This is a genomic window from Sphingobacterium sp. KH_072 (genome assembly GCF_057837975.1).
On record NZ_CM174457.1, the window covers coordinates 3,312,010 to 3,326,046 of the forward strand.

The 14,037-nt window shown below is 41.0% G+C and carries 18 protein-coding genes and 1 tRNA gene; 11 read left to right on the plus strand and 8 right to left on the minus strand.

Going from position 1 to position 14,037, the window contains the following annotated elements:
- The first annotated feature begins 11 nt into the window (after nucleotides 1-11).
- From rpsI to tsf, 3 genes are all read left to right on the plus strand, one after another.
- On the plus strand, nucleotides 12-398 hold the full coding sequence (gene rpsI, locus AC3IRT_RS14735; RefSeq protein WP_489393970.1) for a 30S ribosomal protein S9: 387 nt from the start codon (nucleotides 12-14) through the stop codon (nucleotides 396-398).
- An 18-nt stretch (nucleotides 399-416) separates the two neighbouring features.
- Entirely contained in the window at nucleotides 417-1,229 is an 813-nt protein-coding gene (gene rpsB / locus AC3IRT_RS14740) for a 30S ribosomal protein S2 (protein ID WP_489393971.1), read from the plus strand.
- 175 nt (nucleotides 1,230-1,404) lie between these two features.
- The gene (tsf, locus tag AC3IRT_RS14745) at nucleotides 1,405-2,241 is read left to right on the plus strand and encodes a translation elongation factor Ts (protein ID WP_489393972.1); all 837 of its coding nucleotides are present in this window, start codon (nucleotides 1,405-1,407) and stop codon (nucleotides 2,239-2,241) included.
- A gap of 79 nt (nucleotides 2,242-2,320) precedes the next feature.
- Here tsf and AC3IRT_RS14750 read toward each other — a convergent pair whose 3' ends face one another.
- Nucleotides 2,321-2,665, minus strand: a complete 345-nt coding sequence (locus AC3IRT_RS14750) for a DMT family transporter (RefSeq protein ID WP_489393973.1) — start codon at nucleotides 2,663-2,665, stop codon at nucleotides 2,321-2,323.
- A gap of 455 nt (nucleotides 2,666-3,120) precedes the next feature.
- On the opposite strand from AC3IRT_RS14750, the gene AC3IRT_RS14755 reads away from it, so the two are divergent.
- Nucleotides 3,121-3,528, plus strand: coding sequence for a hypothetical protein (locus AC3IRT_RS14755; RefSeq protein WP_489393974.1), 408 nt, complete (start codon nucleotides 3,121-3,123; stop codon nucleotides 3,526-3,528).
- 612 nt (nucleotides 3,529-4,140) lie between these two features.
- On the opposite strand, the gene AC3IRT_RS14760 is transcribed toward AC3IRT_RS14755, so the two are convergent.
- Entirely contained in the window at nucleotides 4,141-4,371 is a 231-nt protein-coding gene (locus AC3IRT_RS14760) for a hypothetical protein (protein ID WP_489393975.1), read from the minus strand.
- A gap of 100 nt (nucleotides 4,372-4,471) precedes the next feature.
- A complete protein-coding gene (locus AC3IRT_RS14765) occupies nucleotides 4,472-4,675 on the minus strand; it encodes a TonB-dependent receptor plug domain-containing protein (RefSeq protein WP_489393976.1) in 204 nt (67 codons plus the stop codon).
- Between the two features lie 8 nt (nucleotides 4,676-4,683).
- On the opposite strand from AC3IRT_RS14765, the gene AC3IRT_RS14770 reads away from it, so the two are divergent.
- From AC3IRT_RS14770 to AC3IRT_RS14780, 3 genes are all read left to right on the plus strand, one after another.
- Complete coding sequence (locus tag AC3IRT_RS14770) at nucleotides 4,684-4,818, plus strand: hypothetical protein (protein WP_489393977.1); 135 nt, start codon at nucleotides 4,684-4,686, stop codon at nucleotides 4,816-4,818.
- Between the two features lie 475 nt (nucleotides 4,819-5,293).
- Nucleotides 5,294-5,638, plus strand: a complete 345-nt coding sequence (locus AC3IRT_RS14775) for a hypothetical protein (RefSeq protein ID WP_489393978.1) — start codon at nucleotides 5,294-5,296, stop codon at nucleotides 5,636-5,638.
- 28 nt (nucleotides 5,639-5,666) lie between these two features.
- Entirely contained in the window at nucleotides 5,667-6,044 is a 378-nt protein-coding gene (locus AC3IRT_RS14780) for a hypothetical protein (protein WP_489393979.1), read from the plus strand.
- Nucleotides 6,045-6,104: 60 nt separating this feature from the next.
- Here the strand turns inward: AC3IRT_RS14780 and AC3IRT_RS14785 are convergent.
- A tRNA-Met gene (locus AC3IRT_RS14785) sits at nucleotides 6,105-6,181 on the minus strand.
- 254 nt (nucleotides 6,182-6,435) lie between these two features.
- On the opposite strand from AC3IRT_RS14785, the gene AC3IRT_RS14790 reads away from it, so the two are divergent.
- The 4 genes from AC3IRT_RS14790 (at nucleotide 6,436) to AC3IRT_RS14805 (ending at nucleotide 11,257) form a co-directional block, all read left to right on the plus strand.
- A complete protein-coding gene (locus AC3IRT_RS14790) occupies nucleotides 6,436-6,813 on the plus strand; it encodes an START-like domain-containing protein (RefSeq protein ID WP_489393980.1) in 378 nt (125 codons plus the stop codon).
- Between the two features lie 70 nt (nucleotides 6,814-6,883).
- Nucleotides 6,884-8,392 (plus strand): LptF/LptG family permease, encoded by a 1,509-nt coding sequence (locus AC3IRT_RS14795; protein ID WP_489393981.1) that lies wholly within the window; start codon nucleotides 6,884-6,886, stop codon nucleotides 8,390-8,392.
- Nucleotides 8,393-8,503: 111 nt separating this feature from the next.
- Nucleotides 8,504-9,715 carry a bifunctional 3,4-dihydroxy-2-butanone-4-phosphate synthase/GTP cyclohydrolase II gene (locus AC3IRT_RS14800; protein WP_489393982.1) on the plus strand — a complete coding sequence of 404 codons (1,212 nt, stop codon included), beginning with the start codon at nucleotides 8,504-8,506 and terminating at the stop codon, nucleotides 9,713-9,715.
- A gap of 108 nt (nucleotides 9,716-9,823) precedes the next feature.
- A complete protein-coding gene (locus AC3IRT_RS14805; RefSeq protein WP_489393983.1) occupies nucleotides 9,824-11,257 on the plus strand; it encodes an NAD-dependent succinate-semialdehyde dehydrogenase in 1,434 nt (477 codons plus the stop codon).
- A 34-nt stretch (nucleotides 11,258-11,291) separates the two neighbouring features.
- Here the strand turns inward: AC3IRT_RS14805 and AC3IRT_RS14810 are convergent, their stop codons facing one another.
- The 4 genes from AC3IRT_RS14810 to AC3IRT_RS14825 form a co-directional block, all read right to left on the minus strand.
- Nucleotides 11,292-11,804, minus strand: a complete 513-nt coding sequence (locus AC3IRT_RS14810) for a hypothetical protein (protein WP_489393984.1) — start codon at nucleotides 11,802-11,804, stop codon at nucleotides 11,292-11,294.
- A gap of 4 nt (nucleotides 11,805-11,808) precedes the next feature.
- Nucleotides 11,809-12,360, minus strand: a complete 552-nt coding sequence (locus AC3IRT_RS14815) for a CopD family protein (RefSeq protein WP_489393985.1) — start codon at nucleotides 12,358-12,360, stop codon at nucleotides 11,809-11,811.
- A gap of 111 nt (nucleotides 12,361-12,471) precedes the next feature.
- A complete protein-coding gene (hemE, locus tag AC3IRT_RS14820) occupies nucleotides 12,472-13,509 on the minus strand; it encodes a uroporphyrinogen decarboxylase (RefSeq protein WP_489393986.1) in 1,038 nt (345 codons plus the stop codon).
- Nucleotides 13,510-14,025, minus strand: a complete 516-nt coding sequence (locus AC3IRT_RS14825; protein WP_489393987.1) for a hypothetical protein — start codon at nucleotides 14,023-14,025, stop codon at nucleotides 13,510-13,512.
- Nucleotides 14,026-14,037 lie beyond the last annotated feature (12 nt).

The following is a 14,037-nucleotide window of genomic DNA, read 5'->3' on the forward strand; positions in this document are numbered from 1 at the left end:
GGAGATTCATTATGTCAACAACTAATACTTCAGGTAGAAGAAAAACGGCTGTTGCCCGCATCTACTTGACTGCAGGTAACGGTACTATTACCGTGAATGGTAAAGACTACACGGTATATTTTCCAACATTGCCATTGCAATACATCGCTACTCAATCTTTGACAGTAGCAGAATCATTGGCCAACTTTGATGTTAAAGTAAACGTACAAGGTGGAGGCGTTAAAGGACAAGCAGAAGCTGTGCGTCTGGCAATTGCTAAAGCATTGGTAGAATTAGACCCGGAAGTGAAACCAGCTTTACGTGCTAAAGGTTTGATGACTCGCGATGACCGTATGGTTGAGCGTAAGAAACCAGGACGTCGCAAAGCTCGTAGAAGATTCCAATTCAGTAAACGTTAATCAAAGGAGGATCACAAAATGGCAAGAACAACATATCAAGATTTATTGGATGCAGGTGTGCACTTTGGTCACCTTACCCGTAAATGGGATCCGAAAATGTCTAAGTACATTTTCATGGAGCGTAATGGTATCCACATCATTGACTTGAACAAAACACTTACGAAATTGGAAGAAGCTGCTTCAGCTATCAAACAAATCGTAAAATCAGGTCGTAAAGTATTATTCGTAGCAACGAAAAAACAGGCTAAAGAAATCATCGCGCAACAAGCGAAAGATGTAAGTATGCCTTTCGTTACAGAGCGTTGGTTAGGTGGTATGCTTACCAACTTCACAACAGTACGCAAGTCTATCAAGAAGATGGGTAACATCGACAAGATGCAAAAAGACGGTACTTACGACGTATTATCTAAAAAAGAGAAATTAATGATTCAGCGTGAGCGTATCAAGTTAGAGAACCTTCTTGGAGGTATTGCTGACCTAAACCGCCTTCCTGCTGCATTATTCATCGTAGACGTTAAGAAAGAGCACATCGCTGTTGCAGAAGCAATGAAATTGAACATTCCTACTTTTGCGATGGTAGATACCAACTCTGACCCTACTAACATTGATTTTCCAATCCCTGCGAATGATGACGCGACTAAGTCGATCAATCTAATTGCAGAAGTAATTGGTAAAGCAATTCAAGAAGGTCTTGATGAGCGTAAGCGCGATAAAGAAGATGAGGCTGAAAAAGAAGCAGCAGCTTCTAAAGCAGCTATCGATAACGGCGCAGAAGTTGCGGAAGATGCAACTGCCGGAAAACGCACTCGTAAAGCAAAAGACGTAGAATAATCATTCTACTCACTAAAGCCGGACAGACAAGTGCTCGTTTCTGGAAGCTTCTGCTTCTTTAAACTAGCTTGCCTCTCCGGTTTTTACTTATTTATTGTTAGGCTAACAATCAGTTTATACCAATATGCTAATTTGTTAGCTTCAAAAAAGTCTATAACTTAAAAATAAACATATCATGTCAGTACAAATTTCTGCATCAGATGTAAACAAATTGCGTCAACAAACCGGCGCAGGTATGATGGATTGTAAAAAAGCTTTAGTAGAAGCAAATGGTGACTTCGAAGCTGCAGTAGATTACCTTCGTAAAAAAGGTGCTAAAGTAGCGGCTAGCCGCCAAGATCGTGACTCTAATGAAGGTGTAATCATTGCTAAATCTACTGCTGATGGCAAATCAGGTATCGTAGTAGAAGTAAACTGTGAAACTGACTTCGTAGCTAAAAATGCTGACTTCGTAGCTTTCGCTGAAAAAATCGCTGACTTGGCATTGACTAGCCAACCATCTTCTTTAGAAGAGTTGAAAGGTCTTGAGTTGGAAGGACGCAAGGTAGCAGAATACTTGATCGAGCAAACTGGTGTAATCGGTGAGAAAATCGACGTTTCTAAATACGAATTGGTATCTGCTGATAAAGTTGTTGCTTATATCCACGGTAACTACCGTTTGGGCGTATTAGTAGGTCTTTCTGCTGATGCTGCTGGTGTTGACGAGGCGGGAAGAGACGTAGCGATGCAAATCGCCGCTATGAACCCTGTAGCGATCGACAAAGATGGTGTGGATTCTAACACCATCGAACGTGAATTAGAAATTGCGAAAGAGCAAATCCGTGCAGAAGGTAAACCAGAAGAAATGGTAGAAAAAATTGCAGCTGGAAAATTGAACAAATTCTACAAAGACAACACTTTGTTGAACCAAGAATTTGTGAAAGATTCTTCTAAATCTATCGCTCAATTCTTAGATAGCGTAAACAAAGGTTTGACAGTTACTTCTTTCAAACGCGTACAATTGGGTGCATAACACCTATCTGTATGTCTATAAAAAAAGGCTCATCGTTCGCACGATGAGCCTTTTTTTATACTTACTAATTGGCTATCTACTAAAATAGTTTCAAACCAATAATACCTGCAACAATCAAGATCGCCGACAGCATACGTGGTACACTTGCGGAATCACCAAAGAATAGTATACCCACAATGAGAGTTCCCACTGCACCTATACCAGTCCAGACAGCGTAAGCTGTGCCTATAGGAATCGTTTTCTGTGCCATAAAAAGCAATGTACCGCTCACGGCCATGGAGAACACAGCCAAAAAAATCCAAGGAAATTTGTTGACTCCAGGATTTTGAGCCATCTTCAAACCGATCGGCCATCCAATTTCAAATAATCCTGCAAAAACTAATGCTAACCAATTCATAATATATCGTTTAAAATTCTCGCACAATAATCGATCATTATCCTGATTACCATCACCTCAAAGTGACTGAAACCGACAGCTTACAAGCTGAAACGCCCCAATCCCAATGTAAGGCGCTGTAAAATGTTAAAATCATAGCGTTAAGTCTAGGATAAAATAAAACCTATTTTCTACGAATACTGCACAAAATCGTAAATTATTTACATACAAGATTAAACCTTTTTGAAAAAACAAATTCATACTTACAAGTAAAATGCCTTCATTTGTTATTGCACAATGAGGCTACACTATTTTTTAGGTTATAAATCACACAACATTCACAGAGGGTATCGCCAAAGTGCAATTGGAATTATAAGAACTCCAAATTCGATTTTGTCGCATCTGGCTTTTGCTAGTGACCAATACGTAAACGATCAGCGACAAAACAAAAAAAACCAGCACTAAATCAAATTACTTTATACAATATTTATAATTATCAGATTATGGGAAAAACAGCGGTTGAGCAAAACTTCCATGATATCATGGAACCCCTTGTAGGCTTTGGTCTTCAAAAATATCAAATCAAATCTTTTGAAACTAGAGGTTTGTTACGGGAGAGTGCGGCTGGTATTTTATACTCAGGCCAGAGCACTAAAGTAAGAGAGCTGCTGTATGCATTTCAAGATGGAGAGCTAAGCTCTTGTATTTTAATGTTTAATATGCAAGAAGCAAACATTGCATCGGATGTAGCAAGATTTTATGCAGAACGTTACAAGTTGTCCGGCAAGATCGGTGATATGTACATGTTTGAAGCACCAGATCAATCATTCTCTGTAGCGGTATCCACCAATCAAGAGATGGGATTACATGCGATGTATCTTCGAAACCACAATAAAGATTTATTGAACTAATGTTACGTCTTTCCAAAGTCGTCTAAGTGCTGAATTATACTCGCAAAGGTGAATCACCGTCTCCAATCATCCATATTTTTCAGATTATTATTGTGGCGACCGTAGACTCTACGTTTACCTGTCGCTTTAATTTTAGTGTTCTCAGATAATAACCTTGAGAAGTGTACGGTTGTATTTTTGTTAGCCTCGCTTACGCCGCATTAGCAGAAAATAGATTGGTATTCCTGCTGATGCAATCAGTAACCTTGGCCAAGTAAAATCAGGCTTATATATGATGAGCAATATACAGAATGCTAAACCCATCAGAATGTATAATGCAGGCAACAAAGGATAGCCGATAGCGCGATAAGGCCTTGATAGCTCAGGTTTTCGAACTCGTAGTACATAAATACCAACAATTGTGATGACGTAATAACAATACAGCGATAAAAGTTATCATGTCTAACAAGCCCCCATAACCACCGCTCAAGCAAAGATGTGATACCATAATGGATTGATACCATAAAGCATAAGCGGGGACAGCGTATCTATTTAGTTGAGCAGAAGATTTAAAAAAAACAATCATCTTGTGCCATTGTATAATATACTCGTGCACCCAAATTAATCAGACCGTTATTGCTCCCAAATGTAGCAACCATTATCAGTATCGCGATAACACCAGTTCGGACAATACCATTTTGATTGGGTAAAGTTAGCACTTGCGTAATAGCTTGTACTGGGCGTCGCTCCCGAAAGATAGAGGTGGTGATTTTGAGTCACAGCAGTCTGATAAGCTACATCATACCAATCTGTCTGAATAACATTTCCTTGCGCATCAGTACCAAGCACAAATCTTGGAGACAATCCAGCATTTATGCGCGATTCGTTTTTTTAGTCCAATGTAATCGTACACACCGAGTACGGAAGGCAAATTAATGGGTCTACTAATACTCATCCAATTATTCTATCTTGCCGTAGGTTTACCAAGCTTACCTTTTTTTGTGGTGATGATCAAAACACCGTTGGCTGTTCGCGAACCATAAATGGCACTAGCAGACGCATCTTTCAACACATCCATCGACTCAATATCAGCAGGATTTATATTTGCCAAAGGATTATTTCCAACGTCTCCTCCTGCCGAACCTGTGAATCCGGTGACACCATCCACAATAATTTATGGATAGACAGACGCCTACCGACTTGATAAGTACCGTTGCTGGCAATTGGCGATCGATCTACAGAATCTACGATCCTGCCATAGATCGTAGCATTTATAATCGACTGGGGATCTATTTGCCCATATCCTATTAAAGGAATCGCTATGTGAAGTGCGAAGATAAGTCGGAGGAGGAAAGTTTTTAACAGCGTCATGAATTTATAATTTTTACTTTGACGATAATGATTGAAGCATTAGTATAACACCTTTTAAGCCCCGATTCATTCAACCAAAGTCTTGACACTGATCAAATCTGAAAACCATCCACACAAAAACCTTCAAGCTTAACCATATTAACCAAAGGTAAATTACATTAATTATAAACACTACATAATCAATGGGTTTAATATTTATTCTGTAAAAACGATATGATTGATTAGGGAGCGCATTTAACTTAAAAAATCTGTTATCGCTTACGCTACCCTAGATATATTCCTTATATTAGGAACAACACGACACTGACTTATTATGCAAAAACCATCAATCAAATCCCTTTGGATTGCACTTCTTACAATACCACTATTCTTCAGCTGCTCTAATCACTACCTAGCTACTATGCAAAGTAGTAACATGTTAAAAAACAGTGTAGATAGTACTTTTTATAGCGGAAATGATATACTTGGAATTTCTTATGCCTTTAATAACATAGATGGATCTGTACGGGTACGTTTTGAGAACTATACAGAACAATCCATGATTATGGATTTGTCCAAATCAGCTTTGATTGTAAACGGCAAATCGCACGCCTTCATCGATGGTACATCCTTTGTTCAAGGAAGATTGGGAGCGCAAGCATCGACAATTGACTGGTCTAACAATGGCTCGTTTAAAGAGAGCACTATTCGTGGTGATTACAGCGGAACAATTTACAAGGATGAGAACGTAATTTTCATTCCAGCAAAAATCCTATACTGAAGGTTCTTTTGTAGGATTGCATCATGATATGATGCAAGTTTTTAAAAATGATTTCAAGGGTATCAGAGGGCAAGTATTTATTGATTATGATTATGCCGGAGCAGTAATTGCAGAATACAATGCGGAAAACTCGCCGCTAAAAATACGAAGCCATGTAAGCTATGCTTTATTAGATGCACAAAACAAACCATTAAACTATGGTGTAAACGTGCAAAACTTTTATAGTACAAACTTCACACGAATTCGTGGAATTGGATCAAAACGCGTGAGGAGAATGTTGGATTCAAGAGCAGATATCACAGAATTGTCCGAGGTGAATAAATCAGGAGCCATTGTCGGAACTGTCGGAGTTCTCGGTGCACTTGGCGTGGCAGCGGCTTTGGTAGACACTGACGAGACGCAATAACGAATCAACATGAATAGGGCTAAAAAAAACAAAAAGCTTCAAGTTTCCTTGAAGCTTTTTTGGTAGCGGGGAGCAGGATCGAACTGCCGACCTCAGGGTTATGAATCCTGCGCTCTAACCATCTGAGCTACCCCGCCGTTTTTCGTGATGCAAATATAGTAATTAGGAATTATTATCAAAGTAAAAATCACAAATTTCATCACTTAGCGTCATCATGCAAATCAAAATCTTTCTTTATCACTTCAACTTAACGTATCAATAATTTCGCACAGATTATACTTTGTTTAACAGAATATTTGTGTATTATTACGTGCGGACAAAACCAACCGTCGATCAACGAAGTAGATTGATAACCGTCCATTATAACGTAATTAATAATTCATCCCAGTGTATGGCAGAGAAAGTAAAATTGACCTTAGAATATGTCGTAAATTCATCTCCTCGAATATTATTCCCCTATCTGTCTGAACCGAATGAACTGACACAGTGGTTTGCTGATGATGTAAATTATTCCGAAGGAATCTATGAATTTGTATGGGATGATGAATCTTTCAAAGCAAAGCTCGTCCATTCCAAAGAAAATAAGTGTGTGAAATACAAATGGCTAGAAGACGAACCGTATTATTTTGAAATCGAAATCGTATTGGACGAATTGACAAATGACGTAGCATTGAGTATTACTGACTATGTAAAAGAGGACAATTTGGAAGATCGAAAATTGATTTGGAATAATTCGATTAGCTACTTGCAGAGTGTGATTGGCGCTTAAAATTCTGTACCTTTGCCTTTACTTTTAGCTATTCGCATAGTCTATTAACAATGTTAGGCGTCTGGTAGAGATGAAGAAGATACACTTACTTATATTACAAGCATTTATAAGACCGTTCCTCGTCACATTTACGATTGTGATGTTCGTCTTGTTGATGCTTTTTTTGTTTAAGTACATCGATGATCTTATCGGTAAAGGTTTAGAGTGGTATACCATTTTAGAGTTATTGGGCTACCAATGTATTGTGCAGCTCACCATGGCTTTGCCATTATCCATGTTATTGTCATCCATCATGACCTTTGGCAATCTGGGCGAAAGCTATGAGCTGGTTGCCATCAAAGCGGCTGGTGTATCGCTACGAAATGCAATGGCACCACTATTTGTCTTGGTGGCTATTTTCGCGGGTGGCGCTTTCATTTTTTCTGATTACACCTTGCCCGTCGTCAACCTTAAGATGGGAACGATGTTATTAGACATCAGAAATCAAAAAGCAGATTTCCTGATTAAACCTGGTGTATTCAACAACAGTATTCCCGGTTATTCGATCCGAGCCAAAAGCAAAAGTGAGGACGGCACCATACTGCACGATTTATTGATTTATAACCACACTAGTAGTAGTAAAGCCACCAATATCCTGATCGCTAAAGAGGGTTATATGCACAACTCCGGCGACAATCAATACATGATCTTGCAGCTAAAAGATGGGGTACAGTATGAAGATGCTCGAGCGAAGAATGCCAAACGGTACGACGAACGGCAACAATTTACTCGTTTTCGCTTTAAAGAGTCGACGCAGAAATTCAGTATGGAGTCTTTTGGCGCGCAAAAAACCGATGCCAGTCTCTTTAAGTCGCATCATCAGATGCTCAATTTAAAGCAGCTGAAACATTATTCTGATTCGAATCATATGCAACTGGATAGTGTAGGACATATCATAGCAGAAGATACCAAACGACATATCAACTACTTTACGAGTTATTATAACCAGAAACGCGATTCACTAAAAACCACCTTGGTGGCTGCGGGTGATTATAGCTATCCAGATCTAGACCTCCAAGCGGTAAATAATAGCAGTAAACGTCATATTATTAGCAATGCCAATAGCCAAGTAAATTACGTGAAAGATATTGCTCAAAATCGAGGACAGGAATATAAATTGTACATAGAGAAAGACATTCGATACGATATCGAGTGGCATCGAAAATTCACATTAGCAGCATCTTGTTTATTGCTTTTTGGCATTGGCGCACCTTTAGGAGCGATTATCCGCAAAGGCGGTTTAGGATTACCTGTTGTTATGGCCATCGTTTTTTTCTTAATCTATCACGTAATATTCACGATCTCAGAGAAAGCGGCTAAAGATGGCAGTTTGGATCCGGTAATCGGCATGTGGATGGCTATTATTGTTCTTACGCCTTTGGCTCTTTTTCTGACGTACAAATCTACGACCGACTCTGCCTTATTCGACGTAGATCAATACAAAATTAAAGCGCAAAAGATATTTAACAAACTGAAAGATAAAGTCGAAAAGTTTCAGGATCGAAATAAGCACAAAACTGGCGCAAATGCCGCCAGCTAAAGATTATGACAGCATCCTTATAGAATATCTTCGAATTACCACTAACTTTGTACATATGGCAAGCATAATAGTGCCCTAATGCATTACTCGCCATTTTTTTTAATCAATAACATGAAAGTACAATTAAACACCATAGAGGAAGCCATTGCTGATATTCAAGCTGGAAAGGTTATCATCGTTGTAGACGATGAAGACCGAGAGAATGAAGGTGATTTTGTGACGGCGGCGCGAAATGCTACTCCAGAGGTAATAAATTTTATGGCCACGCATGGCCGTGGACTGATCTGTGCTCCGCTGACCGAAAAGCGATGTAAAGAGCTGGATTTAAACCTCATGGTTAATAATAATACGGCGGTGTATGAGACTAACTTTACCGTATCTGTAGACTTGCAAGGTTATGGTTGTACGACAGGGATTTCATCTTCCGATCGCTCCAAAACAATACTCGCATTAATTAATCCTGAGATTAAAAATGAAGAATTAGGCCGACCAGGTCACATTTTCCCATTGATCGCTAAGGATGGCGGCGTGTTACGCCGCACCGGACATACCGAAGCAGCGGTGGATTTGGCTCGCTTAGCTGGTTTTGAACCTGCAGGTGTGTTGGTTGAGGTATTGAAAGATGATGGAGAAATGGCGCGCCTTCCAGATTTGTTGGAAGTAGCCAAGCGCTTCAATCTAAAAATCATCAGCATCGAAGATCTGATCGAATATCGACTAAAGCACGATTCAATGATCGAGGAAGTCGTGCAAGTACAGATGCCTACGACGTGGGGAGATTTCCAATTACAAGCCTATCGCCAAAAGAATACCGGAGAAGAACATTTAGCATTGATCAAAGGTACTTGGGAACCAGATGAAGCAGTCCTCGTGCGCGTACATAGTTCCTGCATTACAGGTGACATCTTCGGATCTTGCCGCTGCGACTGTGGCCCGCAACTACACAAATCGATGGAACTCATTGACCAAGAAGGAAAAGGCGTGATCGTGTATATGAATCAGGAAGGTCGCGGTATCGGGCTAATCAACAAATTGCAAGCATATAAATTGCAAGAACAGGGAATCGACACGGTAGATGCTAATATTCAGCTTGGTTTCAAACCTGACCTTCGCGACTACGGCGTAGGTGCGCAGATATTGCGTGCATTGGGCATCACAAAAATGCGCTTGCTATCGAATAATCCGACCAAACGTGCTGGCTTGACAGGATACGGTCTGGAAGTGATCGAAAATGTACCAATCGAGATTGCAGCAAATGCGCACAATGAGTTTTACCTCAAAACAAAACGTGACCGAATGGGTCATAGCTTAAAGAACATATAATCAAAACATAAAGGACGCTAGCGTCCTTTTTTAATTTAGAGCAGTTGCTATTTTGTATGCTACACAACTAACGAACTACAGCAACACTGAAATAATAAAAAGATGATTATGAATGATAATACTTGGATAATAGAAAAAGCATACCTACAAGGAGAATTTGTAGATGCTTACGAAAAATTTGACGTGCTCAATCCTGCTACCAATGTAGCTATTGGGCAAGTGCCAAATATATCATTGGAGCAGCTAGAGGAAGCGGTCGTATATGCTGATAAAGCCTGGAAGTCTTGGAAAGTAACTCCCGTTGGAGAGCGCAGCGCGCTATTGCAAAAGTTATATCAGCTCACCTTGGAACACCGTGAACAGTTGGCCGAAGTAATGACCTTAGAAAGCGGCAAGCCGTTGCAGGAATCCTTAGCAGAAGTAGATTATGCGGCTTCATTTATTGTATGGTTTGCCGAAGAAGGTAAGCGCGCGTACGGAGATACTATTCCTGCGATTAGCAGTGAAAACAAACTATTCACCATCAAACAAAGTGTAGGCGTAGTAGCAGCTATCACACCTTGGAATTTCCCACTGGCGATGCTAACGCGCAAAGTTGCTCCGGCATTAGCCGCTGGCTGCACTGTAATCTTAAAACCTGCTTCGCAAACGCCATTCACCGCATTGGCTTTTGCCAAGTTAGCACAAGAAGCAGGCATTCCGGGAGGTGCATTTCAAGTTATTACGTCGACCAATAGCCAAGCCGTTGGCAAATTATTGGCCACCAGCCAGCTGATTCGCAAAATATCGTTTACTGGATCGACTGGCGTTGGTAGAACATTGATGGAACAAGCTGCTAGCACGATCAAACGCACATCGATGGAGTTGGGCGGCAACGCGCCGTTCATCGTATTTGACGATGCTGATATACCTGCTGCAGTAACTGGCGCCGTAGCCGCCAAATTTAGAAATGCAGGCCAAACCTGCGTTTCTGTGAATCGTTTTTATGTGCACGATGCTATATATGATGCTTTTGCGACAGCATTGAGCAAAGAAGTCAGCAAGCTAAAAGTCGGAAATGGCATGGAGGAAGGCGTAAAAGTCGGCCCACTCATCAACGAGAAAGCAGTGGAGAAAGTGAGCAAACATGTGCAAGATGCGCAAGATCTCGGTGCAAAAGTAGAAACTGGGGGTACGCAGCTCGAAGGCAACTTCTATGCTCCGACGGTGCTGACGAATGTACACCCAGAAAGTCTTATCGCTAGTGAAGAGACTTTCGGACCGATATGCGCATTATTCCGATTTTCTACAGAAGAAGAAGCGATACAGGCGGCCAACAACACGCCTTTCGGATTGGCGGCATATTTTTACAGTGAAAATGTGCGACGATGCCATCGTGTCAGCGAGCAATTGGAATCGGGCATGGTGGGCGTAAATACCGGCGTGATCTCCGATGCATCGGCACCTTTTGGTGGCGTGAAGCAATCCGGTGTCGGTAAAGAAGGTTCTCATCACGGATTAGACGAGTATCTGGAAATAAAATACATCAGCTACGGCCAATAAACAATAAAAGCACCTTGACGGTGCTTTTATTGTTTTACCAGATATGGTAGCGTAAACCGACCATCAAGAAGTGCGGACGATCATCGTTAAATCGCACTTCTGATTTGATTTTGTAACCAGCATATAGCGACAGCGCGACATCTGGCACATAATAACTCACTCCCACTTGTGCATTTAGCGTGGTACGCTGATTATAGTCTTCGTTACGGATATTGTTATCGTCAAAGCTAAGAATACGATCGTATTCACTTGCTGCTCCACCACCAGCAAATACATTCCAATTATTGGTCGTACGATCTAGGAAAGTATAAATATAATCTCCACCAAAAGCAGCAAAATCTTTCTGTCCATGCACCAACACTTGCACACCATGATGCAATGCAAAATCGTACTTTCCTTGAATACCGAAGCTGCCTCTACCCCGCTCACCAAATTCTGGCGCTTGTAGATTCATATCTCCATAAAAACCAAACGCCCAATCGTGCTCTTGTGCCTGCAAATTAGATAATCCAGCTACAGCAACCAGTAATAGTAATAATTTTTTCATTTTTTTAGTTTTGATCTTGCGCTTTTCGCGCCAGATATCTTTTATACGTTTTTATACCGATCATGAGCAGAATGGCTAGTCCTATTAACCCGCCTACACCATACATCCACTGAAATGCGGATTTGAGAACTACGATGAATACGATGGCAAAAAGAAAAATCGTAGATACCTCATTCCACAAGCGCAATTGTGCCGATGTCCACGTCAGATTTTCATTGGCCAAGGCAAACATCATGCGTTGACACATGAAATGATATACCGCCAAACCGGCCACAAACGCCAATTTTAGCTTCATCCAGCCAAGCGATAATAAAGCCGGATTTACCCACAGCATGGTCAATGCAGATACGAACACGAGATACATCGCTGGCGTCGTAATTACCCACCACAATCTGCGTTCCATGATTTGAAATTGCTGATGCAACACATTATAAACTTCTGGCGATTTAGCTTTTGCCTCTGTGTGATAGATAAACAGGCGCGGCATGTAAAATAAGCCCGCCATCCAGCAAACCACGAAGATGATATGTATCGACTTAGCGTAAAGGTATATCATGACCGTATTTCAAAGTGCAACGTGGGGTACTTGTGTCTATTAATCGGCCAATCACACAAGCACCCCACGTTGGTATAACAATAATTTTTAAAAGTCGTTTGTACGCTTCGCTTAATATCTGAATTCTTTTACGACTTCGATCGCGTATTTCACATTATCGAATGGAATATCAGGCATAATGCCGTGTCCCAGATTGAAGATAAAGCCATCTACACCGCGCATGCGCTCAAACAATTGCAAAATCTTCTCACGAATCACCTTCTTATCGGCATACAATACGAATGGATCAAGATTTCCTTGTACCGCGATATTAGCTGGCAATGCTTGTTTAATATTCAACAAATCCGCATTCCAATCTACCGAAATCACATCTGGTTTGGCTTCGGCCATCACCGGCGCAAATACCGAACTTCCCTTACAGAAAGAGATCACAGGGATATCCTGTCTGTTCAGTTTCGAGATAATGTATTTGTTATAATGATGAGAGAATTCATGGTAATCATTCCACGATAGTGCTTGTGCCCAGCTATCAAAAAGTTGAATCGCATTGACACCAGCAGCTATTTGCATATTTAGGTATTCTACCGTTACATCAGCAACCTTTTGCAAAATAGCATGCGCCAGCTCGGGCTCATTATTCAGCATGAGTTTCGTTCTTTTGAAATCTTTGGACGAAGCACCTTCTACCAAATAGCTCAAAATAGTGAATGGCGCACCAGCGAAACCGATCAACGGAATACGTTTATCCAAACGTTGCTGAATCACTTTGATCGCGTCTGCCACATATTGTAAACGATCCAGACAGTCGACAGATAAGCGCTCCATATCAGCTACCGTGCGTATCGGATTAGCAAATCGTGGCCCAACACCTTGCTCAAAAGACAGATCTCCACCCATCGCTTCGGCGGTCACGAGGATATCAGAAAACAGAATGGCGCCATCAATACCCAATAGATCGACAGGTAACATGGTGACATCAGCCGCGATCTCTGGGGTTTTGCACATTTCCAGAAACGAATACTTATTCTTAATCTCCCAGTATTCTTTCATAAATCGCCCAGCTTGGCGCATCATCCACACCGGCGGACGTTCAGTTTGCTGCGACCAAGCAGCGCGGAGTAGCAAATCGTTTTGTAAGGTGTCTTTCACTTATATATGTTTATTAACTTCTATTCTAATTTTTTCTACGATACTTTTTTGGCGTGCGGTGAGCTTCAATTGTTCGGCCACGTCCAAATAACCAACCACGCGTTCATAGTCTTTTTTGCGCAAATTGATATTAGCCAGATTAACCAATACCATACCCTTCTCATAATCCTTTCGCCACGGCAAACGTGAAGCCAACTGAAAATGGTACTCCGCTTCTTCAAACCGGTCTTCTTTGAGCGCAATATTTCCCATCATAAATTCGTAGAAATTACGACGACCTTTGCGCAAGCGATCCGGATTATCAATCTCAGCAAGCAATTTTTTGGTGTTTTCGTAATCTTGGCGATGGAAAGCTTGCGTAGCAAGATATACCGTACCTTCGCGCAGATGACTCCACAAAAGGTAAGCCAGTGCACCAGCTAGATACACGATAATATTATATTGCTGCACGGTAATCGCGTAAACGATAAACGTAAATATAATTCCCGCCGCAATTAATCTCCCTCTGGTATTCATAGACGATGTTGG

Bases quoted from the DNA above. Each gene is read 5' to 3' on its own strand.
- rpsI (WP_489393970.1), top strand. From the start codon at position 12: ATGTCAACAACTAATACTTCAGGTAGAAGAAAAACGGCTGTTGCCCGC.
- rpsB (WP_489393971.1), top strand. From the start codon at position 417: ATGGCAAGAACAACATATCAAGATTTATTGGATGCAGGTGTGCACTTT.
- tsf (WP_489393972.1), top strand. From the start codon at position 1,405: ATGTCAGTACAAATTTCTGCATCAGATGTAAACAAATTGCGTCAACAA.
- AC3IRT_RS14755 (WP_489393974.1), top strand. From the start codon at position 3,121: ATGGGAAAAACAGCGGTTGAGCAAAACTTCCATGATATCATGGAACCC.
- AC3IRT_RS14770 (WP_489393977.1), top strand. From the start codon at position 4,684: ATGGATAGACAGACGCCTACCGACTTGATAAGTACCGTTGCTGGCAAT.
- AC3IRT_RS14775 (WP_489393978.1), top strand. From the start codon at position 5,294: ATGTTAAAAAACAGTGTAGATAGTACTTTTTATAGCGGAAATGATATA.
- AC3IRT_RS14780 (WP_489393979.1), top strand. From the start codon at position 5,667: ATGATGCAAGTTTTTAAAAATGATTTCAAGGGTATCAGAGGGCAAGTA.
- AC3IRT_RS14790 (WP_489393980.1), top strand. From the start codon at position 6,436: ATGGCAGAGAAAGTAAAATTGACCTTAGAATATGTCGTAAATTCATCT.
- AC3IRT_RS14795 (WP_489393981.1), top strand. From the start codon at position 6,884: ATGAAGAAGATACACTTACTTATATTACAAGCATTTATAAGACCGTTC.
- AC3IRT_RS14800 (WP_489393982.1), top strand. From the start codon at position 8,504: ATGAAAGTACAATTAAACACCATAGAGGAAGCCATTGCTGATATTCAA.
- AC3IRT_RS14805 (WP_489393983.1), top strand. From the start codon at position 9,824: ATGAATGATAATACTTGGATAATAGAAAAAGCATACCTACAAGGAGAA.
- AC3IRT_RS14810 (WP_489393984.1), bottom strand. From the start codon at position 11,804: ATGAAAAAATTATTACTATTACTGGTTGCTGTAGCTGGATTATCTAAT.
- AC3IRT_RS14815 (WP_489393985.1), bottom strand. From the start codon at position 12,360: ATGATATACCTTTACGCTAAGTCGATACATATCATCTTCGTGGTTTGC.
- AC3IRT_RS14825 (WP_489393987.1), bottom strand. From the start codon at position 14,025: ATGAATACCAGAGGGAGATTAATTGCGGCGGGAATTATATTTACGTTT.